Origin of the sequence: Paenibacillus agilis (assembly GCF_007786455.1) — a bacterium.
Classification (GTDB): Bacteria; Bacillota; Bacilli; order Paenibacillales; family Paenibacillaceae; genus Paenibacillus_B; species Paenibacillus_B agilis.
This window is the reverse complement of sequence record NZ_VNJK01000001.1, coordinates 2,606,685-2,632,317: the sequence shown is the minus strand read 5'-3', so window position 1 is coordinate 2,632,317 and position 25,633 is coordinate 2,606,685. Positions and strand designations below refer to the sequence as shown.

Here is a 25,633-nt window from a genome sequence, read left to right as displayed (position 1 = left end):
AATAGAGATCTAGGTTTACAGGCCGTTATATGAGACGAAGTGGCACGAATGCATACATGACCGAAATAGGGCAGAGGCTGTCTTGATCCTTGTCAAGACAGCTTCTTTCGTGCTTTTTACCAATCTCTAATGCAAAATGAAACAATGGATGCCCTGAAGTAGACATATATACGGAATAATCATTGCTTTATGATAAGAAATTCGTACACGAACACGTTTCATGCATTGTAATATTTAGGAATCCATCATAAAATAACAGATATAAATGAAAATGATAATCAATATCAAATTGGATAGGTGTGAAGGTGACAAGTATGAGTCAAAGAGCTAATTCGTATTCAGACACCGCTGTTTCGACACCAGTACATGCAACAACTATGGAACCAAATGCTATAACCACGACAACTTTAACTACAACGAAGATTCGTACCCGACCTTGGACCGCATCCTTGATTCTTATTGGCGGACTTATTGCACTCCCGCTAGGTATGGCTATCTCGATTTGCTTTGGCGCGGCGAATATTGAACTCGCTACCGTATGGAATGCTATTTTTCATTTTGATCCTAACGTAAGTCAGCATCATGTTATTCAAGATGTTCGTCTTCCTCGTATACTTGGTGCAGCGATGATCGGTGCGTGTTTTGCTGTTGCTGGAGCGATGATGCAAGGAATGACTCGCAATCCGTTAGCAGACTCTGGACTGCTCGGTTTAAATGCTGGAGCGGCCTTTATGCTGGCGATATGCTTTGCTTTTTTACCGAATTTGCCCTATATGTATCTCATCTTATTTTCCTTTATCGGTGCAGGTATAGCGGTTGGTATTGTCTACGGGATAGGCTCTCTGGCAAAAGGAGGGCTGACACCTGTACGACTTATACTGGCTGGCTCTGCCTTAACCGCATTGCTGTCCGCTGCTAGTGAAGGAATCGCACTGCAATTCGGAATCGGACAAGACTTAGCGTTCTGGTATGCAGGCGGTGTATCGGGTACAGATTGGAATCATCTCAAAATCATGTTTCCATGGGTGTGTGCAGCATTAATCGGTGCTATTATGTTGTCCCGTTCGATAACGATACTAAGCCTCGGCGAAGATGTGGCAAAGGGACTAGGTCATCATGTTCGCACGATTCGAGCAGCTGGGATGCTGATTGTCCTTATTTTAGCGGGGGCAGCAGTATCGGTAGTAGGCGCAGTTGGTTTCGTAGGCTTGATTGTTCCACACCTTACGCGATATTTGGTAGGGGTTGATTATCGTTGGATCATTCCATGTTCGGCTGTGCTTGGCAGTTTGCTTGTGGTCTTTGCTGATTTGGCAGCACGCATGATTCATCCGCCTCATGAGACTCCGGTTGGTGCGCTTATTGCGTTAATTGGGGTACCGTTCTTTCTATACTTAGCTCGTAAAGAGAGGAGGGGGATGTAGGTGTGAATCAGGCATATTTTGAATTAGCAGATCAACAGAAACGTAGACGCTATCGTACCGTTATGGTTGTATTAGCGATTAGCATCGTAGTCATATTTATTATAAGTATGAATACAGGCCATATACGTCTGTCTCCTCTTGAATTGCTGCGAACGGCAGTAGGCGCAGGTACAGACAGGCAGGAATTGATCTTGTTTGAATTCAGACTTCCTCGTATGGTCATGTCGATGTTAATAGGCGCAGGGTTAGCTGTAGCAGGTACAATTATGCAAGCTGTTACTCGCAATGCGCTGGCAGACCCAGGTATTATGGGCATTAATGCTGGATCGGGACTAGCAGTTATGCTGTTTATATCGTTCTATGAAATGAATAGCAAGGCTTCTATTTTCATCATGCCATTAGTTGCATGGGGGGGAGCAGGGCTGGCGGCTGCATTGGTATTTCTATTATCGATTAAAAAACATCAGAGCTTGTCACCGACACGACTGTTATTGACGGGGGTAGCGATAGCAGCAGGTATTAGTTCCGCTATGATTGTACTTACGCTTAAACTCAATCCAGACAATTATCAGTTCGTGGCTACATGGTTGGCAGGTAGTATGAAGCATACGACTTGGAACTATGTATTGGCGTTAGTTCCATTCATTATTGTGATTATGCCGTATGTATTTTACAAATCACGAATGCTGAATGTACTGAATCTAGGGGAGCAGACGGCCACTGGACTTGGTGCTCATGTATCCAAACAACAGCTCGTTATGCTTGCTGCCTCTGTTGGTCTTGCTGGCACCTGTGTAGCGGTAAGCGGCAGCATTGGTTTTGTGGGTCTAATTGGTCCGCATCTAGCTAGACGTCTGATTGGTCCGAAGCATCAATTTCTTCTGCCAACCGCAGCAGCAGCAGGTGCACTGCTAGTTATTGCGGCAGATACAATTAGCCGAAGCTTTTCAACAGATGTGCCTACTGGTATCGTAGTGGCCATAATCGGGGCACCGTATTTCTTATATTTATTGGCTAAATCTAAATCGTAACGCGTAATGGATGTAAAATGGGAATGTGGAATCTAGCCTGATCGTGAGTAGAGCAGTGTACGATAAGGCTAACTATTGTATCACAAGCAAAGAGGCTGTATCGTAGCACTGGATGCTAGGATATCAGCCTCTTTACTTGTTCGAACCAGTCATTTTTTCAAAAAATCTAAACGCAGAGAATCCATAAAAAAACAGTTTCGTTCTTATCTCTATTTCAATGTTGAGTTGTTCATGTAGTTGCTATTTCGAATCAAAGAGAGAATTCGGCTCTCTTTTAACTTTGCACGTAAGATAGATCGCAGCAGCAATCGCACCAACGGTTCCGCATATAATGTCCAGCATCGTATCGTACAAACTTCCATTTTGAGATTTGAATCCTAACAAGCCATCAACGGTGAACTCGTAGATCTCCCATACGCCAGCCATCGCAACTGCGAAGAAAAAGGCAAACCAAATGGCAATGGAAGGAGCAACTTGGCTGTGGTGACGACGTATCATTTTCCCAAGGATGAACAGTCCGACGAAACAAAGGATAACCCCGGAGAGCAGGTGCTCGATCTTGTCCAAATGCGGTATGACACCGTACATATTAAATAAATTAGCGAGCAGCATGGCAAGCGTAATAAAAAACAGAATCGAGAAGCGCAGCGCAAAGGGAAGATCGCTTTTCGTCCATGTAATAAGTCCGCGCAGCAGCAGCAGTACGACAATAATCAAAGCCGATTGAAACACTTTCCCGCCATTTCCAATCACCAAATAATAAACAAATGTTACTAAACAAATCAGGTATAAGCTAAGTTCAAAAAGGTCGTTGAACGTCAGTTTCTTTTTTTGCTTCATATAAGAATCACCTCGTTATTAAATTGTTACCCAATAAAAGGTTGGATATTAGTATGCGGACGGATAACAACAGGTGTGATCCAGTTATTCCGAGCAAACTTGCTCGACTAAAAATGCTTATGTACACAACTAAACGAATGAACATAGATGATAAGGATTCTCAATATAGCAATCCTGATATATACTACAGCATATAGAAGATGATGTCGAATGCTGATGTCAGGTTGTGCATGATGTACACCATGTGAGGAAAGGAATCCATAATGAAAAGAATATTGCTTATTGAAGACGAGAAAAACTTATCACGTTTTATCGAGCTAGAGCTGCAGCATGAATCGTTTTCTGTAGGTACTGCTTCTAATGGTCAAGATGGGCTTCAACTCGCGATGAAGGAGCACTGGGATTTGATCTTGCTGGATCGCATGCTGCCAGGTATAGATGGGCTTGAAGTGTGCCGACAGATTCGTGCGCATAGCAGAACACCAATCATTATGATAACGGCGAAGGATCGTATTGCTGATCGAGTGGAAGGATTGGACAGTGGTGCGGATGATTATATCCCGAAGCCATTTGCCATTGAGGAACTATTAGCCCGTATTCGCGTCGTGTTTCGAAGACTAGAAGATCAGGAAGTAGATCCTCCTTTCGCACAACTAGCATTCAAAGATCTGAGCATTAATCTCGATGCTAGAATTGTGAAGAAAGGCTCTGCTGAAATTGAATTAACGAAACGAGAATATGCACTGCTTGTGGCATTGATGGAAAATAGGAACCGAGTGCTAAGCAGAGAAATGCTGTTGAATAAAGTATGGGGCTATGACGCGGTTGTTGATATGAATGTTGTGGATGGATACGTAAGATATTTGCGTAAAAAAATTGATACGCCTGATCAGGAGAGCTACATTCAGACACTGCGAGGTATCGGTTATGTGATGCGAAAATGAGGCTGAAATCTACGATAAATCTATTTTCACGAATGCCAATCAAGTGGAAGCTAACGATATGGTCATCCTTCATCCTGTTCGTTCTATTTATGGCCTATAATGCGGTTCAATATGTATATATGGAAAAGTGGATGATGAATCAAGAGAAAGTAAAGATTCAAGCGAATATGAACCAGCTACTGAACGAGCTTCTTGAAAATGAGTACGCACTGCAGAATAAGGCGCAAGCGAGCATTCGTCAATTATTTTACAGGATAAATGAACCGAACCAATTGATACGTTTAATGGATCAGCATGGGGAAGCGATCGTTACGGTTTCAAGTCATGTTTCTGATGAATGGGTGAAGCCTCATTCCGTGACGAAGTCGGAGATCGTACTAACGGAAGTAGAAGGACGTTCTTTGCTGGTGATGAGAAGTCCGATCACCGTATTTCAATTTAACGGTACAATTGAAATCGTGAAGAGTATGGATGACTTTACACAGCTAAGTGCTGCATTTACGCAAATGATGCTTATTTTTGGGCTGGTTGCTGTGGTGCTGTGTGGCCTCGGAGGAGGAATATTGGCTTGGCAAATGTTAAAACCTATTCAGTCTATGGCGCTCACGATACGCAAAGTTAAGCAAAAGGGGCTGCAAGAACGGGTTCCGATTCAAAATAAGGGTGACGAGGTTGGCAAGCTCATTGTTTTGTTTAATGAAATGATGGATCAAGTGGAGCAATCTTTTCTTCAGCAAACGCAATTTGTAGAAGATGCATCGCATGAGCTTCGCACACCGATCGCGATTATTGAAGGACATCTAGGACTTCTGCAGCGTTGGGGCAAGAATGAGCCTGCCGTCCTTGAAGAGTCACTGCAAGCGTCTATGCAGGAATTGCTTCGTCTGAAAGGACTTGTTCAAGAGCTTTTGGAGCTGAACCGTGCGGAGCATCTTGACGGAGAACCGTATCGAACGGTATCCAAGCTTGGAGAAGGGATTCAGTCGCTAATTCAGAAGCTCGTTCTCATCCATCCTGCGTTTCAATTTGAAACGGAGGTTGCATCAGTGATGGATACGTCCCTCGCTATAGGAGAGCAGCATTTTGAACAAGTGATGCTTATTGTTTTAGATAATGCCGTTAAGTACTCATTAAGTGAAGCTTCTGTCCATATTAAGGCATTGGCCCACGAGGATACGGTACAGCTTATCATTAAAGATAAAGGAATAGGTATTCCAGAGGAACATCTGCCTTATGTAACAGATCGGTTCTATCGAGTCGAACAAGCGAGAAGCCGTGAACGTGGTGGGAATGGACTCGGGTTGTCCATTGCCAAGCGAATTGTAGAGAAATATGATGGCGAGCTACTGATTCAAAGTGAGTACTCGAAAGGGACAGAAGTGACCATTTCATTACCGATTGCATCACGAAGCAAATCATCAGAACGACTATTAAAAGAATGAAAGGTATGTGCTAATGAATAAGAAAGTTTCCGTCATAACCCTATCATTGGTGGTGCTGATTGTCCTTCTGATAGGCGGTATCAATGTATTAGTGAATCGGACGGGAGAGAACACAAACGATAACATCGCTAACAAGAGAGAACAGGCTGCTGTGAACAAAGGGTCAGTTGTTAATGTATATACATCGCGTCATTATACAGTTGATCGAAAGCTGTTTGAACAATTCACGAAAGCTACGGGCATTAAAGTAAATGAAGTGAAGGGTACCGCTGACGAATTGATCGAACAGTTGAAGCGGGAAGGAGAGGACACTGAAGCAGATTTGTTTATTACTGTGGACGGTGGCTCACTGCAAGCTGCGAAGCAAAATAATATCCTTCAGCCTATACAATCGACAGTACTTGTTGAGCAAGTAGATGAGCGTTGGCGAGATGCGGACGCTCATTGGACAGCTATTTCAGCTCGCGCGCGTGTAATCGTATATGCAAAAGATCGGGTGAAGCCTGAGGAGCTGTCTACGTATGAGGATTTAACAAACGAGAAGTGGAAAGGACGTATATTGGTTCGTTCCTCCTCTAATTTGTACAATCAGTCGCTATTGGCTTCTTTAATCAAGCTTAACGGTATGGAAGAAGCGGGCAAGTGGGCTAGTGGAATCGCAATGAATATGGCACGTGAACCAGAAGGCGGCGATCGAGATCAGGCGTATGCTATCGTTGATAGAGCTGGGGATATCGCATTAATGAACAGTTATTATATAGGGCAGATGCTCAATTCCAACAAGCCTGATGAGGTAGAAGCGGCTAGCGGCCTTGGCGTTTATTTTCCGAATCAGCAAACGACAGGGGTTCACATGAATGTAAGCGGAGTAGGATTGATCAAGCATGCGAAAAACAAAGATAATGCGATTAAGCTTATCGAATATATGACGAGCCAAGCAGGACAAACGTTGTTGTCGAATGAAAGCTATGAGTTCCCTGTGAACGAGTCAGCTGAAATGCCTACTTTATTAAAGAGCTGGGGATCATTTAAGGCGCAGTCTGTTAACTATGCTGAGCTTGGAAATTATCAACATGAGGTAGCGGAGTTGTTTCATAAAGCAGGATGGAAGTAGTTCGAACATAATATTTAAACGAAAGGACCTCAATTCCACGGTATGGGAAAATGAGGTCCTTATTTTAATTTCTAAATGTGAGTCCACTTTCCTGCAAAGCAGCCCGTAGTTTAGGTAATGACGCAGGACCCATGCCATGTAGGCTTAAAATTTCTTTCTCACGATAAGTGGCGAGCTGCTGTACCGTTGTTATGCCATGATGCTCCAATGCTCTTCGTGCAGGTGCAGACAGAAGCGAAAGAAATCCGGTTTCGGGTTTGTTTTCTTGTGCACAAATGGGGCAGGAAGGGCAATCACTGCTTTTATAGTAGTTGTGTCCGTTATCACAAGTTCTTAGCGTTTTGTTTGAAGGTGCCATATTAAAATATCTCCTTTTGCATTGCTGGACGCCATTGCCGCTTCTAACATTCGACTAGCATCGTAACACCGTATTTTTAGACAGCATAATTTCGTACATGTAATCTCCTCTATTATAGAACGTACATTCGCAGTTATCAAACGATATTGTACTTCAGAACATGCTGCATATAAAAAGATGCGTGTATCAAGCAAATTTTTTGATTTTCACATCGTTTTCACATTTTCATTGGTTATAGTAACAATAGAAATTGCAGATGATTATCATTATCAATGAGAATTGAGTGAGAATGATAACGAAATGGTTAGGAACGGTGTGCTGGAACAATCGATCCAGTTTAATCCGATGAGAGTTACATTATAGACTAGGGGGATCACCTAAGATGAAGAAGAGAAACTTCAAAAAATCAATTATGCTGCTTACGATTGTCATGATTATGACGTTGTTGGCAGGTTGTGTTGGCGGTAACAAGTCCACTGCGCCAGATGCTGGACAAGCAGCTAAAGAGCCAGCAACTAAAGCAAGCAATGAAGTAAACATTTATACAGCACGTCATTACGATGTAGATGCTGAATTGTATGCAAAGTTCACAGAACAAACGGGTATTAAAGTAAATGTAATTGAAGGAAAAGCTCCAGAACTTATTGAGCGTTTGAAGCGTGAAGGTGCGAGTACACCAGCTGACTTGTTCATTACAGTAGACGGCGGTATCCTAAATACAGCGAAGACAGCAGATTTGCTGCAGCCTATCCAATCCGCGACAATTGATGCTCAAGTTCCTGCAGATATGCGTGATAAAGACAGCAATTGGGTGGGCTTGTCCACACGTGCACGTGTCATTGTATATGCAAAAGATCGTGTAAATCCAAGCCAATTGTCTACGTATGAAGATTTGGCAACAGATAAGTGGAAAGGCAAGCTGCTCGTTCGTTCTTCAACGAACTTGTACAATCAATCTTTGTTAGCATCTCTTATTTCTCTAAATGGTGAAGCAGAAGCTGAGAAATGGGCAGCAGGCATTGCAGCTAACCTAGCACGTGATCCTGAAGGTGGCGACCGCGATCAAGCGAAAGCAGTTGTAGCAGGTACAGGTGATGTTGCGATTATGAACACGTACTATGTAGGCCGTATGACTGTGTCTGAAGATCCAGAAGAAGTGAAAGTAGCAGAAAAAATTGGGGTGTTCTTCCCGAACCAGCAAACGACAGGTACGCATTTGAACATCAGTGGTGCAGGACTTGTTAAACATAGCAAAAATAAAGACAATGCATTGAAATTGATCGAGTTCTTGACAGCTAAGGAAGCACAAACGGCGGTTTCTAAAGCAAACTTCGAATTCCCGGTAAACAAAGAGGCAGAAATGCCTGAATTGCTGAAGAGCTGGGGAACATTCAAGCATCAAGGTTTGGACTTCGCTGTATATGGTGAATTAAATCCGAAAGCAGCTGAAATTGCGAATAAGGTCGGTTGGAAATAAAAATGAACAAACGACGTCTCTTCATCAATTTGCGAAAAAGAATGAATGTATGGACGATCGTTAGCCTAACAGGGGCAGCAGTTATTCTGCTGCCCATCCTGTATGTATTGTCTGGGTTGATTCGGCCAGCTAACGATAATTGGGAAACCGTAAAACAGTTCCTACTGACTGACTATGTCATAGGCTCTTTGAAACTGGTGCTATTCACCGGTTTTTTTGCTACGTCTATCGGTGTTGTGCTTGCTTGGCTTGTCGTTGGATATACGTTTCCTTTGCGAAAATGGTTTAGATGGGCCTTGATGCTTCCATTAGCAGTACCGCCTTATATCGCAGCATATACCTATGCGACGATGACTAGCTATACAGGCTTTATTCAAGCAACGCTGCGTAATCAATTTGATATTCAGGTCACTCCAGGCACGATTGAGGTCATGTCGACGCGAGGCGCCGTGTTCATTTTAACGTTATTCTTATTCCCATATGTGTTTATGATTGCGAAAATGTTTCTAGAGCGTCAGAGTGCGGTCTATATTGAAAATGCAAGACTATTAGGGCATAAACGACTATCCTTATTTTTCAATGTCGTGCTTCCCATTTCACGTCCTGCTATTATCGCAGGATTAATGTTGGTCGTCTTTGAAGTTTTGAGTGACTATGGCGTTGCGAACTATTTCGGTGTGCAGACGTTGTCAACGGCCATTTTCCAGACATGGTTTAGTATGTATGATGTTGACTCCGCGATGAAGCTAGCGGCATGGCTTATGGTTGTTATTGTTGGGATATTCGTTCTGGAGAGATATTTGCGTCGCAATCAGCAGTACAATACGTCGATGAAGCAGAATAAACCGCTAGCTCCGAAGCCATTAAAGGGAGCGGCAGCATTTGGCGCTACTGCTTTTTGTATGATCATATTTTTGTTATCGTTTGTTATCCCAGTTGTGCAGTTAATCGTATGGGCGACTTGGACGTATGAGAAAATGTGGAGTGCCGATCTGCTCGAGTTGACGCTGAACAGCTTGAGTGGTGCTGCGATTGCTACGTTTGTCATCTTAATCTTTGCCCTGTTGTCTGCAAGAACGGTGAGAACGATGTCTTCATGGCCAGCCTATTTGCTTACTAAATTGATGACAGTAGGATATGCGGTACCTGGTGCTATTATTGCAATAGGAGTGTTAGCTGTCTGTATCCAATTCGATAAATGGTTTTCTCCCATTTACGCTTCACTAGGGATGGGCGAGGGAGTGCTTTGGTTGAGCACATCGCTATTTATGCTTTTGGCAGGCTATGTGATAAGATTCATGGCAGCAGGCTATAATGCGATTGAAACGGGCTATGACAAAATTCCGCGAACCTACTCAGAAGCGGCAAGAACACTTGGCCATGGACCTGCGAGTACCTTTTTCAAGGTTGAGCTTCCATTGTTGAAAGGGTCAATTGTGACGGGCTTTATCCTTACGTTTGTTGAAATTGTAAAAGAGCTTCCGATAACGATGCTGCTGCGGCCGTTTAATTTCGATACGCTGGCGGCACGAACGTACCAATTTGCCATTGATGAACGAATCTATGAAGCAGCGCTGCCATCTTTACTGCTGATTGGAATTAGTCTGATTTCGGTGCTATGCATCCTGAAGATTGAAAAGGAGAAGACGAGATGACGTTTGTATCAATTGAAAATCTAACCTTCCGTTACAACAAAAGGCAGACGCCAATTATCGATAATCTCTCCTTTGCAATTAATAAGGGAGAGATTGTCGGTATTGTGGGGGCAAGCGGCAGTGGAAAGAGCACGTTGCTGCGCATTATTGCAGGATTGGAGCAGCCTGAGCAGGGGAGCATTGAAGTCGATCATAAAATTATGATGGATGATACACGTTGGGTGGAAACGGAGCAGCGTGGTGTAGGTATGGTGTTTCAAGATTATGCGCTGTTTCCACATCTGAATGTGGCCGACAATATCGGATTTGGGCTGCATAAGCTAAAGCGCTCGGAACGCAAGCAGCGGCAGCAAGAAATGTTGGAGCTGGTTCAGATGACGGATTATGCGAAGCGGTATCCGCATGAGCTGAGCGGAGGTCAGCAGCAGCGTGTCGCAATGGCTCGTGCTCTTGCACCGAAGCCGTCTATTTTGCTGATGGACGAGCCATTTAGCAATTTAGATGCGCATCTCAAAGCTAACATTCGCAAGGAACTGCTTCAAATCTTACGAAGAGCTGATATCACATGTTTGTTCGTCTCTCACGATCAAGCAGATATTGAGGCGATTTGTGAGCGGGAGTTTTGTATAGCAGCCAATAGTGGGGGCAATTTTTGCTCGTGTTGAAGATGTTTATGAATGTGTAAATAAGTAAAGCCAATCGAGGGTAAAAACCCCTTCGATTGGCTTTTTTAATTATTGAATCAAGTGATTAAAACCTTTAAGTCATTTCATTCCTTTTCAATGATTAGATTGCTTTATAAAAGAAGCGCCCTATAGAACGAAAGCTCCATGGGACGCTGTTATTAGTTGCAAAAGAAATTTCTATCCTTCTATTCTGAATGCTCCTCTACAGAAACGACTACCGTATTGGACACGACAGAGATTGGCTGAGCAGCGCCTTCCGGTAAGAATGAAACAGTAGCGCTGTTGCGAAGCTTTTTACTAGGCGGCTCGACCTTTTGCTTAACGCAGAAACTAACTACTACAGTCTGACCAGGAGCTATCGCGCCTAGATTAATACCACGTTCTGGATCGGCATCTTTGATGCAATGGCTGCCAATGCGAACACTGCCAGGAATAAACTTGGTACCTGTCTGAAGCAAATCCGTAAGAACGGCACTAGTAACAGGTAATTCGCTTGAATTGGTAACCGTAATCGTGAACGTTAGTTTATCACCGACAAAGACGGTTTTGCAGCTTGCTTGCTTTGTAACGGTAAGTGGGAAGCCCGTAACGCGAATCGCAGCTGTTGCATTTTGAAGAGGTGTCTGATCGGAAGCGACAAGCACAGTATTGACGATTTCGCTTCCAGGTACAGCTGTAGGCGGAACGACAAATGGAACGACTAGTGTTTGAATGGCGCCAACGTCTTGGGACACGACTACGCCGGCTAGACCCAAGAGTGGATCGCTATAGCGGATATTCGTCAGTGGAACATTACCTGTATTAACTCCTTCCAGACGGAAAAAGACGGTTTCACCTGGGAAAGCGGTTGTTGGCTGTACAATTTTGCTAATTGTAAGTTCAGGATCACTGTTTACTGTAACGGAAGCATCTACGGTCACAGGAGCTGTCTCATCCGAAGTTAACGTAGCGCTATTTACAATTACAGTGCCTCCAAGGGCATCTGCAGGAATTGTAAACGTACGTGTCGTTACAATAGAGAAGCCAGCTGGAATGACATCGACTGTTCGATCTATACCGAGTAATTCATCTACGAAATGCAAATTCGTTAACTCTGCATTGGATAAGTTTTGCAGGGTGAAAGTGAAAGTAACCGTATCGCCAGGACCTGCTGTAGTAGGATCTACTGTCTTCGTTAAATTTAATTGGAACTGTGCAAGCACGGTAAAGGATGCGGTGGAAGAGGTTGGTCCTGTCTGGTCAGAGGTTGCTGTAGCTGTGTTTGTAATTACGGTTCCTGCTGGAACAGTTGGAACTTCGAAAGGCAGTGTATACACTTGGGTAGTTCCTGCCGGAAGCACTGGTACAATAGTGCTGAAATTAAGTGTTGGATCCGTTACAGAAACGTTTGTGAGGTCAACATTGCCTGTATTTCTCACCGTAACGGTAGCAGTAACGGTTTGACCAGGTGAAGCTGATGCAGTGTCGAGCGATTTATTAATTTGCAGCCCTGGAGCGGCAATAACGGTAACCGTCGTCGTTGAATCTTCCGGATTAGTCTGGTCCGAAGTGACGACTGCCGTGTTGACGACTGTGGAGCCTGAATCTGTATTAAGGGGAACAACGAATGGGAAGGTGAACGATTGTACAGCACCTGGATCCAAGGTGCCAATTGGCTGAGAAATGCCAAGTATTTCGTCGGTCACAACCACATTTGTTAATGTAACGGTTCCAGCGTTGGTTACGGTAATCGTGTAATTAACGGTCTCCCCTGGAGCAGCTGTTAATCGGTCAGCCGATTTTACGATTGTAATGACAGGCGGCAATGGATTCACAAGCACATGTGCAGTATCTTGGACGGAGTTCGTTTGATCAGATACAGCTGTACTTACGTTTGTAATCACGGTTCCAACAGGCGTTCCAGCAGGGATGATAAAGGTAACTGTAAAGGTTTGTGATTGACCGATGGCAAGTGACGGAATGACCGTATTTAAGCCAAGCAGCTCGTCACTAACACCAACACTTGTTAACGTCTGATTGCCAGTGTTCGTCACTGTAATCGTATACGTAATCGTATCTCCTGGTAGACCATTGTCGACATCAGGTGTTTTCGTGAGCTCGATCGCAGGGGCAGGGTTGACGGTAACGTCAACCGATGCTTGCTTCGGCCCTGTTTCTGTAGGAGTGACAGTTACTGTATTGGTAAATACCGCACCTGCCAGTGCATCTTCTGGGATATCAAAAGGAATCGTTTCTGTTACCGTTGCACCAGGTGCAAGCTGATTAATGGTTTCGAGATAAGATAGCAATGGATCGGAAATGACCACGTTGGTTAAGGTGACATTACCTGTGTTGGTAATCACGAATGTAAAGTTGACAGTATCTCCTGGGTTGGCTTGTGCGCGATCGACCGTTTTCGTTAACGTAAATTCGGGTATGAGTATTTCTAATGAAGCCGAATCGGTGTCAGTCACGATTTGTGGACCGAAGCTGCCAGAGGCAGTGGCAACGTTTATGAATGGAGTAATCGTACTATTTGGAACGACAAATGGGAAGTTAATCGTTCTCGTTTCACCAACAGCTAATGTTCCTAGCGGTTGATCAAGGCCAAGCAGTGGATCGATAAGACTTACGTTTGTTAACGGTGTATTTCCTGTATTGGTAACAACAAACGTGTAGGTCACTGTGCTTCCAGGGGACGCTTCTGTTGGCGAAACGGATTTTGTTAACACGATAGCGGGCTCACCCACAACGGTTACGACAGCATTGGCTTGTTCTGGAGGTGTCTGATTGGATGTCACGGTTGCAGTATTCACAATTACATCGCCCTGTACAGCCGTAATCGGAATAGCAAACGGGGTGACGATCTGGACACTATCCCCTGGATCAAGGGCATCGAAAGTTTGATCGACTCCAATTGTCGGGTCGAGAATCCTAACATTTGTTAATGTTTCATTTCCTGCATTTGTGACCGTAATCGTATAGTTTACGATCTCTCCTGGCGCGGCAGTAGCTTGATCAACTGTTTTGAAAATAATTAAACTAGGTACGGGTGTTACCACAACAGTAGTCTGATCGGATGCTGGAGGGGTTTCGTTGGAGGTGGCTGTAGCTACGTTTGTGAAAGTAGTCCCTGCAGTAGCAGTGGCTGGGATGGTGAATGTTTCTGTGAAGGTTTGAACGGCACCTGCAGCAAGGGTAGGAATCGTTGTTGTGAATCCTGTTAAAGAGTCATTCACGGTAACGTTCGTTAGAGGAGCATTTGAATGGTTCGTTACAGTCAACGTATAAGTGACGACATCTCCTGGTGCGCCTGAGAAACGATCAGGAGTTTTGGTAATCGATAAATTAAAGGACGGTAAGATGAGTACAGTTGCAGTATCTGTTGTAGGGCCCGTTTGATCCGATGTGGCAGTGGCTGTATTGGTTAAATTTCCTGTAGGAAGGAAAGGCAGAACAAAGTCGACATTAAAGACAGAGGCTGCTCCTGGAGCTAAGCTGGAAATCGTATCGATCAATCCGAGCACGTCGTCTACAAGACGTACATTCGTCAGTGTAACCGAGCCTGTATTCGTTACTACGAATGTATAGGTAATGGTATCACCAGGAGCACCAGAGAGCGGTACTGCTGTTTTTGTTAAACTAAGTGATGGCGCTAGAATCGGAACATCTACTTCGTTAGATGGAATATCCCCATCTGTGATGACACCAGGGACACTTTCAAATTGAAAACGTGCAGATGCCTGGTTAGAAATTACTCCGCTTGGCGGTATTGATATGACCGTTACGCTAAATGTAACCTTCACGGATTGTCCTGTTGCAAGTGTTCCAACTGGAATTCCTACGGCAGGGTTTGAACCGGCTGGGGCAGGGGAACCGTTAATTAACACACTGCCAGAAACGAGCTGTGTGTTGTTTGGCAATGGATCCACAACAACCGTTGAGTTTGCTGAAGCTAGCCCCGTATTAGTGACCGTGACGTTGTAAGTTAAGGTATCCCCGACCGCAGCTTGAACCGCATTCACCGTCTTGTTGACATTGATCTGTGGGGCATTAATATCAAAATAAAGCCCTAACGCATAAATCGAATAACCGTCACCCTGTGTACGTAATTCTAGTACGGCAGAGGTTTGACTGTTTCCTAAAATATTAGAAATACTTACATTGGTAATATCCCATCCTTGTCTGCCCGCGACGACGTTGGCCCCTGGGGCTCCTTGGAGCATATTACGCGTGCCGAACGTGCCGGATGTATCCAAATTTCCGCTATCGTTGTTCATTTGCGAGGCGAAAAAGTTGTTCTGGAGGTTATTCGGTCCAGAGAGGAAGGTCAAGCTGGACGTATTAGGCCCGAATAGTACCTGATCCCCCGATTTGTTCGCATCACCATCCCCTGCACATAGCTGAACTCTTCCCGTTACAGGCCCAGTTACTGGAGTGGAGAAACCTGTAATTGGAAAATCAACAGAAGGGGTACTCGCAAACTCAATATCAACAATCCCGACATTTAGGCTTAAGTTACGGAATGGAAGAGTTGGGTCTTTGTACACGACACACAATGTCCATCCACAATGGTTACCTGAAGATGTACTTACGTTTTCAATGTTTCCGACCACACCGCCAACCGTATACGTACCAGCGCCTCCGGCCTGAATAATGGAGGTAACGTTGGCAGAACGGAAGTAGTTAAAGTTACCGTTAATAAACAGTAGTTGGGCTGTTGCAGGATCAGGGGCCACACTTAGTGTTGTATTTTGCGGCGTCGTGATGGAGACGGACTTATCGATAAAGGGAGCAAAGTTAGTAGTTCCATTGGTAACGGCATACGTACCTGCCCAAACAAGCTCCGCATAAAGAACGCTACTTCCTGAGGGTAGTCGAAGAATAGCGCTGGAATTATCTAGATTGAAATCGTTGGTGGTACCCGGTGGAAAGTTTCCTAACTGAAGAGATGTATTTGTTGTGACAAGCGCACCAATAAAATCTTGTGTTCCTGGAACACCATTCAGGCCGGATAACCCAAGCGTATTTCCTGTAAACGTAATAGCACCTACATCATTATCTGAAAAGCGAACAATAAATGGCAATGTGTCTCCTCCTTCATTTGAATCTGAAGTATGAATTAGGGTGCATGTTCCGAACAATTGAGGCTGCACGCCTATTTGTACCATATATATGTTAGGCAGTTAAATCTGTGATGGAGGCTAATGCTGATGAAATGATCTTTATACCAGTTCAAGGCCTGAAAGTGTTATGATGATATTGACTATCACCTCATATGGGAGGCAATTTTATTATGAAAATTGGAGTTATCGGTATTGGGGATATTGCGAAGAAAGCCTATCTGCCTATTTTAGGAACGAGAGCAGATGTGGAGTTATCGATTGCAAGTCGCAATCAAGAGGTTGTCAATCAAGTTGCACAGCAATATCGGGTTGCACATAAGTGTGCTTCGGTACAAGAACTGATAGCTACGAAGACTGACGCTGCTTTCGTCCATGCAGCTACGGAAGCTCATCCGATTATTGTCCGTGAACTTATCGAAGCAGGTGTGCATGTATTTGTCGATAAGCCGATTGCTTATACATTGGGTGAAACCGAACAACTTGTATCGCTAGCTAAACAACGTGGTGTTGGACTTATGGTAGGCTTCAATCGTCGATTTGCCCCGATGTATCGAAATGTAAAGGCAGAAATACATAATCCGGAGACCATTTTGCTGCAGAAAAATAGAACGGGTCCACTATCCGATATTCGTACAACGATATTGGATGATTATATTCATGTAATAGATACTTTGCTTGCTTATGTTGGGGAAGCGAATGTGGATATGCATGTGCAGGCCAAAATAGAAGAAGGATTGTTGCACTATATTATTTTAAACGTAGTCGCAGGTAACACAACGGGGATTGGTATCATGCATCGTCAGACTGGTGTAACAGAAGAACGTCTTGAAATCATGGGGAATCAAAAGAAGTTTGTGGTCAACAACATGGTGCACACGACCGCATTTGTGAATCAGACGGAACAGTACCAGCCTTTTGGCGACTGGACGACAACGTTGTATCGTAGAGGCTTTGTCGATATGATCGACCATTTCATTACTTGTGTTCGAAATGGACAGCCGTTTGAAACAAGCGGAGAACGTTCTTTACGTACACATGAGCTGTGTGAGAAGATCGTATCGGAACTTTCATAGGGAACCAGCAGATCAGTTGATTCAGTTCATGAGGAATGTTGCTAGCGGTGTAGAAGAGTAGGTATGAGCATTATCCGTGTTAATATGAAGGAATCTCTTCTATTATGTTCTATTATGTATATAGAGGTAGTTAATTAACTGGAGAAGATTATAAATATGGTGAAATCCTTTTTTCAGAAGTTTATGTTTGCCAGATTTCTAGTAGTGGGCGTAATCAATACGATAATTGGCCTGACGTCTATCTATGTCTTATTTAACGTCGTATCGTTGAATTACTGGGCTTCTACAGCAATCGGAAATATAATAGGTGGCATTTGCAGCTATATTTTAAATAAAAAATATACGTTTCAAGTGCAGTCATCTACGTCGAATGCTTCAACCGCTATTAAGTTTATTGGAGTTAATATCGTGGCTTACTTCACGGCTTACTATATAGGGTATTGGATTATAAAAATGGCAGAGAGCTTTGAGCAATTTATGTCGCCTTTGCTGTATGAAAATCTATCTATATTAATGGCTTCAGGCTTGTTCACGATATTTAATTATGTTGGCCATAAATATATAACATTTGCGAATCGAGCTGCGAAATTGTAACTATCAATTGCAATTGGTAGTGATGGAAGTTCAATTGGACATACGTTGGATAATGTCATTTATTAGAAATGTTAAAATAACCTTAAATCAGATACGTTTAAAAATGAATCTGATAACATATTGGGAGGTTAAAATCACCTTGAACAATTCAATATGGATAATAGTAGGAATTGCGCAATTATGCACAATTATTACGGCAGCATTTCAAGCTTCACAAGACGTTTCTGGACAACGTAAGTTTCCGAAGATGTTGTGCATGTTATTCAGCAGCTTGCTCGTTGTAACTTCGTGGCTAGTAGCGGCATCGGCAGATTTCGCAACACCTTATGTATGGCTGGCTGCGGGGATGTCTCTTTCTTTTATTGGAGATTTATCGATGGCTGCATTATTGCCCTGGCGTCATCCTATCATTGGCGGCATGATCACATTTGGCCTAGGACACCTATGTTATATGATTTCTTTTACGCAAATTGCTGATTCAAATGGATTAACAATTTATAATGAGGCTTTCATTGCATGTGCAATTGTTCTTATTGTAACGCAATTATACGTATGGAGACGCATCCTAAATGTACCTACACAGCCAAGAGCAATTGTGAACGGAGCAGCGGTTTATGGCTTGCTTGTTGGGTTTACGGCAGTGTATGCTGCGGGCTTGTGGCAGGCAGTAGGAGGTCTGTGGCTGCTTCCACTTGTAGGCGGACTGCTATTTGTATGGTCAGACTTCTTAATAGGATGGTTCGATATCGGTGGAAGAAAAATGAGAAATCCTCGTTTATGGATATGGATTACATACGGGATCGCTCAAATCTGTATCGTATATGCACCACTCGTGCACCTGTTGCAATAACGGGTGCAGCTACTTGCGATTGGTTATCGGTATCTGCTGGAATGATGAACGAAGACTGGAAACATTTATTTTATACCGAGGCTTTCCATCTTCAGTAGAAGTGGAGAGCCTTCATTTTTGATTATGCAACAGAAAAACGGCGCAGCGACAGGCTTGAATTCACGTTACAGGTATTACCTTTTATTTTCTGATTCGAGTTGGACTACAATGGGTACATCATTTTGTTCAGAAATTGTTAAGTCTACAGAACTATAATGATAGGGATGTGCATTATTTATCCTTGATCATTTTCACATAATTGCTGATAATCATAGGTATAAAGTATTATTTTTGTGATTGTGAAGGCGTGACGAAATGCTGAACTTATCCAGGTCGTGAGTCAGGATTCATATTTTTATAAGAATGAGAGGAGTAATAACGTGAAACTTATATCTGTCGTGATACCCGCTTATTACGAAGAGGAAGTTATTGAACATTGTTATGAAACGTTGACGGAAGTAATGAGTCGTACGAACTATGCTTATGAACTTATTTTTGTCAATGATGGAAGCCGTGATCGTACTATAGAAATATTAACTCATATTGCCCATAACGACGGTAACGTGAAGATTATCGATTTCGCAAGAAACTTCGGGCATCAGGCTGCGGTAACTGCAGGAATTTCTAAGGCTAAAGGTGATGCGGTTGTTATTATTGATGCGGACTTGCAAGATCCTCCTGAAGTTATTGTAAGCATGATCGCGAAGTGGGAGGAAGGCTATGATATCGTCTATGGCAAAAGGAAGAAACGCGAAGGGGAAACATGGTTCAAGCTCGTAACAGCAAAGTACTTCTATAAATTTCTCAATTACATGTCCGATGTAGATATTCCAAAAGACACTGGTGACTTCAGACTGATTGATAGCAAAGTGGCTCATATATTCAACCGCATGTCTGAAAAAAATCGGTTTATTCGTGGGATGATCAGCTGGATTGGATTCAAGCAAACGTATGTGGAGTACGATCGGAATGAACGGTTTGCTGGAGAAACCAAATATCCACTTCGAAAAATGATTAGATTTGCCACAGATGGTATTGTTTCATTCTCCTCGAAGCCGCTGAAATATATTATGCGTATTGGTTTCGTTACGGTTATACTGGCGCTCGGCCTATTAATTTATTCCGTATGTGCCAAATTGCTTGGATCTCCAACGGAGCCGGGTTGGACTTCTATTATGGTAGCTATTACATTGTTCAGTGGCGTACAGATGCTTTCCCTAGGTATTATTGGTGAATATATCGCCAGAATATATGACGAAAGTAAGAACAGACCTCTGTATATTGTGCAGAATGAAGTCAATTTTGAGCAAATACAGCCATCCAACAGGTCTAAAGATACGAAGTTTTCCTCGATTATGTAGGAGTATCAGCATCGTATGGAGAAGGTTTACGAATTCATTCTAGATGCAAATGGAAACAATAAGCACTCAATGATTCCTTTTTGAATCACGAAGGTGAGGTTTAATGAGGTGAACAAAAAATTGGTATTGGGTGCAGGGCTTATTTTATCTATTCTATTGCTCACATCCTGTGACCGTTCTGAGCAGGTGGTGAAACCTGTTCAGCCTGACAAGCCTGCAACGATAGCTCCGCTGCTGCCAAGAGAGAGCTATGGGGATGAGCCGCAAACCCAAGCAAATGAAGAGCAGCTTTACCAGTTTGTTTCTAAACAGTTGACGGGAACATATGGAGTGTTTACGAATTTTCATAACACGGATCAGCATGCAGAAGTAGCGACCGGGCATGAAGTGTTGAGTGAGTCAGCGGGGTTGCTCATGCGTTATTATGCCTTAACAGGGCAGAAGCAGGCGTTCGATGCGGAGTGGAATCGTGCTAAGGAGACATTCAACTTGTCAGCAGGATTTAGTTACCGATATAGTCCAGAGCAAAATAAACGCTATCCGTTAAATGCTGCGGTCGATGATCTTCGACTCATACGTGCCTTGCATGAGGCAAGCATTGCTTTTAATGATAATCGTTATTCGAAGGAAGCCGAACAATATGGCAAGCGCTTCTACGAACATAACAGTAAAGACGGACGTCTGTATGATTTTTACGATGAAACGTATAAGATGACAAACGACTTTATTACGTTATGTTATATCGATCTTACGTCATTAGGTCTACTGCCTATTTCAACATCTCAAGCAGCGTCCTTGCAACGGAACATGCTCGACATTATGCACAAAGGTTATTTATCTGACCAATTCCCATTTTATGAAACGAGATACAGCTATAAAACGGAGACGTATCAGTCAGAACGTATTAATACGGTTGAGTCACTCCTAACTATTTTATCGCTTGTTGAAGTGAAGCAACATAATCCAGCGAGTATTACATTTATCAAAGAGCAGGTGCAAGCAGGAACCCTGTTTGGGCAATATACGAAAGAAGGCAAAGCTACGACGGACATCCAGTCTACTGCTATATATGCGATTGCTGCTATGATCGGATCTGAGCTCGGAGATGAAGATTTGTATCAAGCAAGCATTCAACGAATGGAGCAATATCAAGTTCGCAATAGCGGGACGAAGCTTGATGGGGGATATGGGGACGTTGCCTCACAGCAAGCATACTCATTTGATAATTTAATGGCTTTATTGGCCTATGCGCATTAATGGAATTACAGAAAGGGTGAAGAGCTGATGACGGAGAGAGGGAACATACGCGTAAAAAGCATACTCATTTCGCTGAGTCGGTATGTATCTCCGGCTATGCTCGCAGCCGCTGGAGTTTTGCTCGTCACAATAATTGCCTTGTTTGTGCCCCCTTATATCGGGATGGCGGATAACGGAGACTATTCACGGATTATTTATAGCAACGGTTTGTATATTTTGAATCCAGACTATAAGACGCATTTCTTTGGCTATTTCGTTAAAGAGTATGGTATATTTCAGCACTTTAATGAGCATGCAGCTGCTTTATTCTCATCACATTCGTATTTTATTCGCTTAGCTATTTGGTTAAATGAACTATTTTACAGTGATCAACTATTTGATATTCGTTTTCAAACCATTATTTTTCTTGCCATGTACACGATCGCCATTTATCTATTTATCGAGAGTCTAACTTGGAAAATTCCTCGAAAATACGGCTACCCAATTGCCTTGATCGCCATCTTTATATTTGCAGATACGGCGTATACGGCCTTTTTCAATTCCTTCTTCAGTGAAAGCATCATGTTAATTATGACTATGCTTGTGTTCGCTGCGGGTTTGTTAATGTATCGCAATCGCTATAACGATTACGTGCTAATGGCTGTGTTCTTTATTAGCGCACTAATTCTAACAACGAGTAAGCAGCAAAATGCTCCTGTTGGTGTCATTCTTGCGGTTACTGGTGCTGTGCTCGTCTTTATACGTAAGGAGCGATCTTTCCGTATTTGGATGTCATCGATTCTCGTGGCTTTATTTCTTTCGGGAATTGGTACCTATGTGTTAATTCCGAAAGAATTCGTAAATATTAACGCGTATCATGCTATGACCCGTGGTGTTTTGATGGAATCAGAAGACCCTGAAGCTACGTTGAAATCCTTCGGCATTGATCCACAATATGCCGTTCTAAATAAAAGCATCTATTTTGAGCCATTCACAACTGTAGATGTGGATTCCAAAATACTAGAGGATCATTTCTATAGTAAATATGGATTCGGCTCGATATTGGCTTACTACCTTACGAATCCAAGTCAAGCGTTTAAAATGCTGGATATTGCAGCGAAACATGCCTTTACGATAAGGCCGCCTGCGATGGGTAACTACGAACAATCTGCGGGCAGGGAATTTGGAGAGAAAACCACATTCTTCTCGCTTTACAGTAATGTTAAGCATGCATTAGCACCAAAAACGTTCGGCTTCGTCATCCTTTGGGTCATTCTCATTGTTGGTTTATATATGCCATCTTTTATTACAGCTGTGAAGGCCAAGCATATGAGGCATATTCAGCGGTTGCCGCTCATTTTAGGAATGATTTTGCTGGGCTTATCCGGTATTTTCGTTTCCATTATCGGTGCTGGTGATGCGGATTTATCCAAGCATGAGTTTTTATTTACACTCGTGTTTGACTTAGTAACATTTGTCGCAATAGCTGACGCTATGCGTCGATATTTATGGCGCAGTGACGAAGATGCTGCCATTCAGTAGAAATGTATAGGACGAACGAAGGGAGGTAAGGCATGTTGTTTAAAGCAACAAACAAAATACTGCTGCTTCTTATGATTGTGCTGCTTGTCATGATCACCATCGTGCCTGCTCCCGCGGCTCATGCCGAGGCAGATAAGCCTGTTCGCGTACTGCTGCTGTATGATAGCTTGGCTAAGGGCACAACAAAATCAGGCAATGTTGAAGCACTTCAGCATGTATTAGCTGCGTATAGTGTTGCGGTTACGCTACAATCTTATGATAACTACAAGCAAGGTGACTTACAGCAGTATACGAAAGTCATTGGTATTCATAACGTACCTGATATTGCGATAACGAATCAAGATTTCGTGAGAGACTTTACACAATATAGAGGAAGCTACTTACATATTGGAACGAATGTGCCAGCTATGGTCCAAAGCAAGTTGAATTTACAGACGACACAAGTAAATGAAGACACGTTTAAACTGTCGATAGACGATTTCTCACAGCAGGCCATCCAAACGGAGGTACTCACGTATATCACAGCGCACGGGGGCACTCCTTATGGGCTTATCTCGTCTAGAAGCGGACGTCAGTCTCCATTTGGAGTCGGTCATGATGGGATAGCCTATGTTCCTTATTTTGAAAAAGGGAACTTGAGTGAACTTGCGATTGGGTATGTGCTGCGTGATTGGCTTGGATGGACACAGCAAAGCAATACGTATGTAGTGTTTAAAGAAATATACCCGTTCTCTGATTTAGAAAGATTGGAGCAGTTGTCGGACGAGCTGTATGAAGCGGGGATTCCTTTTGTCGTAAGTGTTAGACCTATCTTTATCAATCTCGATTATCCAGCAACGAAGCGTTACTTTGAGACGTTGAAATATGTGCAGTCGCGTAACGGAAACCTAGTGGTAAATGTGCCGGAAATATCAGCGATTTTGAGTCCACTTAAACGCGATTTGAATAACAGCTTTGAAATGTTCATTGATGCAATGGTTAAGCAGGGGGTTGCTCCGCTAGGTTTTGGTGCGGAAATGTACTGGACCTATGATCAGTATTTTACCAACTCTGGACTAGGTCTATTTGATACGGCTATCCTATTTGGAAATGAAGAAATTAAACATAAAGAGCAAGCTTATACGTCGAAGTCGTATCCATCTACTTTATATAGCGTGCAATTAGATTTTTTGGAGCAATTTGAGTATAGGGAAAAAGCGCTCACAGATTTTCCAATGAATACAGCCATCACATTCAACTTCAATGATAACGGGCAGGAATTGAATGAGGCCGTGAAATGGCTCCGCGACAGTTGGGTAACATTCGCTGACTTAAAGTATGGGGATCATAGCGTGGTAACACAAGCGAACAAGATTCGATCTAGTGGAGGCTCGTTATATATCAATGACCAACTGATTGATTTAGCAAGTGCGCGTGAGGAAGTCAGTGAGGAATATGAATACAAGCCTAAAGAACAAAAGAGCTTCGAACGTTGGTTTAATGTCCAAAATAAAGTTTTTATCGTTATCATTTTGGTGACGATCGTAGCGTTTGGCGGCTTCTTCATAATTGGCCACCGATTATACAAACGTAAGTATTTCAAATGAGGAGGCCGCTATGACGATTGCAGATATACTAATGATGATTGCCGTGGTTTGTATTTGGTCCCTCTTGCTAGTCAATGTGGTGCTGATTATTGCAGGCTACTTGTATTACATCGATATTGAAGGCGAAGAGGTGCCTCCAATTAAAGGAGAAGCACCCTTCGTTACCATTATGGTTCCGGCGCATAATGAGGGAATGGTAATTATAAAGACCGTCGAGTCACTATTAGCCCTGGACTATCCGCATCATAAATATGAGATTATCGTCATTAACGATAATTCATCAGACAACAGCAGCGTCCTCTTAGCAGACCTGCAAGATCGCTACCCTGGTCGCAATCTAATCGTTATTAATACAGATAAGATTACCGGGGGCAAAGGAAAATCCAATGCTTTGAACATTGGATTTCAGCGCAGCAAAGGCGAGCTGATTGCTATTTATGATGCAGATAATACACCTGAGAAAACAGCACTTCGTTATTTGGTGGGCGAAATTATGAATGATGATTCGCTCGGCGCTGTTATTGGTAAGTTCCGTACACGAAATCGCGACGCGAGTTTGCTAACACGATTTATTAACATTGAAACGTTATCGTTTCAATGGATGGCGCAGGCAGGGCGATGGAAATTGTTCAAACTATGCACCATTCCTGGCACCAACTTTATTATGCGTCGTCACATCATTGAAGAGATTGGCGGTTGGGATGTCAAAGCAATCGCAGAGGATACGGAGATCAGCTTCCGTATTTACATGATGGGCTACCGGATTAAATTTCAACCTAAGGCCGTTACTTGGGAACAGGAGCCGCAAACGCTCAAAGTGTGGTTCAAGCAGCGCACTCGCTGGGCAAAGGGAAATATTTATGTGATCGTGAAAAACATACCGCTGCTCTTTAACCGTTCAGCCAAAAGGATTCGTTTTGATATTTTATATTTCTTATCGATCTACTTCTTGCTGTTAACGTCATTAGTGATGTCTGATATTTTACTCATCTTACATGCTTTGGGTTATGTTCATACAACGATTGCTGGACTTAGCTTGTTCTTATGGTTGCTTGCGATAACGCTATTCGTTACGGGGACATTTATTACGATCATCACGGAAAAAGGTGAGATGCGCCTCTCCAACTTATGGATCATACTGCTTATGTATGTGTCCTATTGCCAGATGTGGATGGTCGTGGCAGCGTATGGATTATATGCGTATGTAAAGGACCAAATTTTCAAGCGCGAAGTGAAATGGTACAAAACGGAACGTTTTTAAGATAGGAGAGAAGCG

The 25,633-nt window shown here is 43.1% G+C and carries 19 protein-coding genes; 16 read left to right on the top strand and 3 right to left on the bottom strand.

The genetic code is table 11. From position 1 onward, the window contains the following. Positions 1 to 377 precede the first annotated feature (377 nt). The gene (locus FPZ44_RS11685; protein WP_144991801.1) at positions 378 to 1,424 is read left to right on the top strand and encodes a FecCD family ABC transporter permease; all 1,047 of its coding nucleotides are present in this window, start codon (positions 378 to 380) and stop codon (positions 1,422 to 1,424) included. Between the two features lie 62 nt (positions 1,425 to 1,486). After that, on the top strand, positions 1,487 to 2,455 hold the full coding sequence (locus tag FPZ44_RS11680; protein WP_144991800.1) for a FecCD family ABC transporter permease: 969 nt from the start codon (positions 1,487 to 1,489) through the stop codon (positions 2,453 to 2,455). A 240-nt stretch (positions 2,456 to 2,695) separates the two neighbouring features. On the opposite strand, the gene FPZ44_RS11675 is transcribed toward FPZ44_RS11680, so the two are convergent. Continuing rightward, entirely contained in the window at positions 2,696 to 3,295 is a 600-nt protein-coding gene (locus FPZ44_RS11675; protein WP_144990359.1) for a DUF2238 domain-containing protein, read from the bottom strand. Between the two features lie 263 nt (positions 3,296 to 3,558). On the opposite strand from FPZ44_RS11675, the gene FPZ44_RS11670 reads away from it, so the two are divergent. From FPZ44_RS11670 to FPZ44_RS11660, 3 genes are read left to right on the top strand one after another with little or no spacing between them, the layout of a single operon-like run. Continuing rightward, entirely contained in the window at positions 3,559 to 4,239 is a 681-nt protein-coding gene (locus FPZ44_RS11670; RefSeq protein WP_144990357.1) for a response regulator transcription factor, read from the top strand. Continuing rightward, on the top strand, positions 4,236 to 5,681 hold the full coding sequence (locus FPZ44_RS11665) for a HAMP domain-containing sensor histidine kinase (RefSeq protein WP_144990355.1): 1,446 nt from the start codon (positions 4,236 to 4,238) through the stop codon (positions 5,679 to 5,681). Before FPZ44_RS11670 ends, FPZ44_RS11665 begins: the two co-directional genes overlap by 4 nt. A gap of 13 nt (positions 5,682 to 5,694) precedes the next feature. Then, the gene (locus tag FPZ44_RS11660; RefSeq protein ID WP_144990353.1) at positions 5,695 to 6,795 is read left to right on the top strand and encodes an extracellular solute-binding protein; all 1,101 of its coding nucleotides are present in this window, start codon (positions 5,695 to 5,697) and stop codon (positions 6,793 to 6,795) included. 64 nt (positions 6,796 to 6,859) lie between these two features. Here FPZ44_RS11660 and FPZ44_RS11655 read toward each other — a convergent pair whose 3' ends face one another. Then, entirely contained in the window at positions 6,860 to 7,153 is a 294-nt protein-coding gene (locus tag FPZ44_RS11655; RefSeq protein ID WP_144990351.1) for an RNA polymerase alpha subunit C-terminal domain-containing protein, read from the bottom strand. 382 nt (positions 7,154 to 7,535) lie between these two features. Here FPZ44_RS11655 and FPZ44_RS11650 point away from each other — a divergent pair, with 382 nt between their 5' ends. The 3 genes from FPZ44_RS11650 to FPZ44_RS11640 are packed head-to-tail and all read left to right on the top strand — an operon-like array spanning position 7,536 to position 10,950. Continuing rightward, positions 7,536 to 8,630 carry a Fe(3+) ABC transporter substrate-binding protein gene (locus tag FPZ44_RS11650; protein WP_144990348.1) on the top strand — a complete coding sequence of 365 codons (1,095 nt, stop codon included), beginning with the start codon at positions 7,536 to 7,538 and terminating at the stop codon, positions 8,628 to 8,630. A 2-nt stretch (positions 8,631 to 8,632) separates the two neighbouring features. Further along, positions 8,633 to 10,285 (top strand): ABC transporter permease, encoded by a 1,653-nt coding sequence (locus FPZ44_RS11645; RefSeq protein WP_144990346.1) that lies wholly within the window; start codon positions 8,633 to 8,635, stop codon positions 10,283 to 10,285. After that, positions 10,282 to 10,950, top strand: coding sequence for an ABC transporter ATP-binding protein (locus tag FPZ44_RS11640; RefSeq protein WP_144990344.1), 669 nt, complete (start codon positions 10,282 to 10,284; stop codon positions 10,948 to 10,950). Before FPZ44_RS11645 ends, FPZ44_RS11640 begins: the two co-directional genes overlap by 4 nt. Before the next feature lie 206 nt (positions 10,951 to 11,156). On the opposite strand, the gene FPZ44_RS11635 is transcribed toward FPZ44_RS11640, so the two are convergent. Further along, a complete protein-coding gene (locus FPZ44_RS11635) occupies positions 11,157 to 16,037 on the bottom strand; it encodes a DUF7507 domain-containing protein (RefSeq protein WP_186786017.1) in 4,881 nt (1,626 codons plus the stop codon). Positions 16,038 to 16,246: 209 nt separating this feature from the next. On the opposite strand from FPZ44_RS11635, the gene FPZ44_RS11630 reads away from it, so the two are divergent. The 8 genes from FPZ44_RS11630 (at position 16,247) to FPZ44_RS11595 (ending at position 25,618) form a co-directional block, all read left to right on the top strand. Next, a complete protein-coding gene (locus tag FPZ44_RS11630) occupies positions 16,247 to 17,149 on the top strand; it encodes a Gfo/Idh/MocA family protein (RefSeq protein ID WP_186786016.1) in 903 nt (300 codons plus the stop codon). A gap of 156 nt (positions 17,150 to 17,305) precedes the next feature. Beyond that, entirely contained in the window at positions 17,306 to 17,743 is a 438-nt protein-coding gene (locus FPZ44_RS11625) for a GtrA family protein (protein WP_144990338.1), read from the top strand. Positions 17,744 to 17,882: 139 nt separating this feature from the next. After that, a complete protein-coding gene (locus tag FPZ44_RS11620) occupies positions 17,883 to 18,593 on the top strand; it encodes a lysoplasmalogenase (RefSeq protein WP_186786015.1) in 711 nt (236 codons plus the stop codon). A 419-nt stretch (positions 18,594 to 19,012) separates the two neighbouring features. Further along, positions 19,013 to 19,993: a glycosyltransferase family 2 protein gene (locus FPZ44_RS11615; protein WP_144990334.1), complete on the top strand. Its 981-nt coding sequence runs from the start codon at positions 19,013 to 19,015 to the stop codon at positions 19,991 to 19,993. A gap of 108 nt (positions 19,994 to 20,101) precedes the next feature. Continuing rightward, positions 20,102 to 21,250: a hypothetical protein gene (locus tag FPZ44_RS11610; protein ID WP_144990332.1), complete on the top strand. Its 1,149-nt coding sequence runs from the start codon at positions 20,102 to 20,104 to the stop codon at positions 21,248 to 21,250. Between the two features lie 27 nt (positions 21,251 to 21,277). After that, positions 21,278 to 22,771: a glycan biosynthesis hexose transferase WsfD gene (wsfD, locus tag FPZ44_RS11605; RefSeq protein ID WP_186786014.1), complete on the top strand. Its 1,494-nt coding sequence runs from the start codon at positions 21,278 to 21,280 to the stop codon at positions 22,769 to 22,771. A 32-nt stretch (positions 22,772 to 22,803) separates the two neighbouring features. After that, a complete protein-coding gene (locus tag FPZ44_RS11600) occupies positions 22,804 to 24,357 on the top strand; it encodes a hypothetical protein (RefSeq protein WP_144990330.1) in 1,554 nt (517 codons plus the stop codon). Between the two features lie 10 nt (positions 24,358 to 24,367). Continuing rightward, positions 24,368 to 25,618, top strand: a complete 1,251-nt coding sequence (locus FPZ44_RS11595; protein ID WP_144990328.1) for a glycosyltransferase family 2 protein — start codon at positions 24,368 to 24,370, stop codon at positions 25,616 to 25,618. Positions 25,619 to 25,633: the final 15 nt, after the last annotated feature.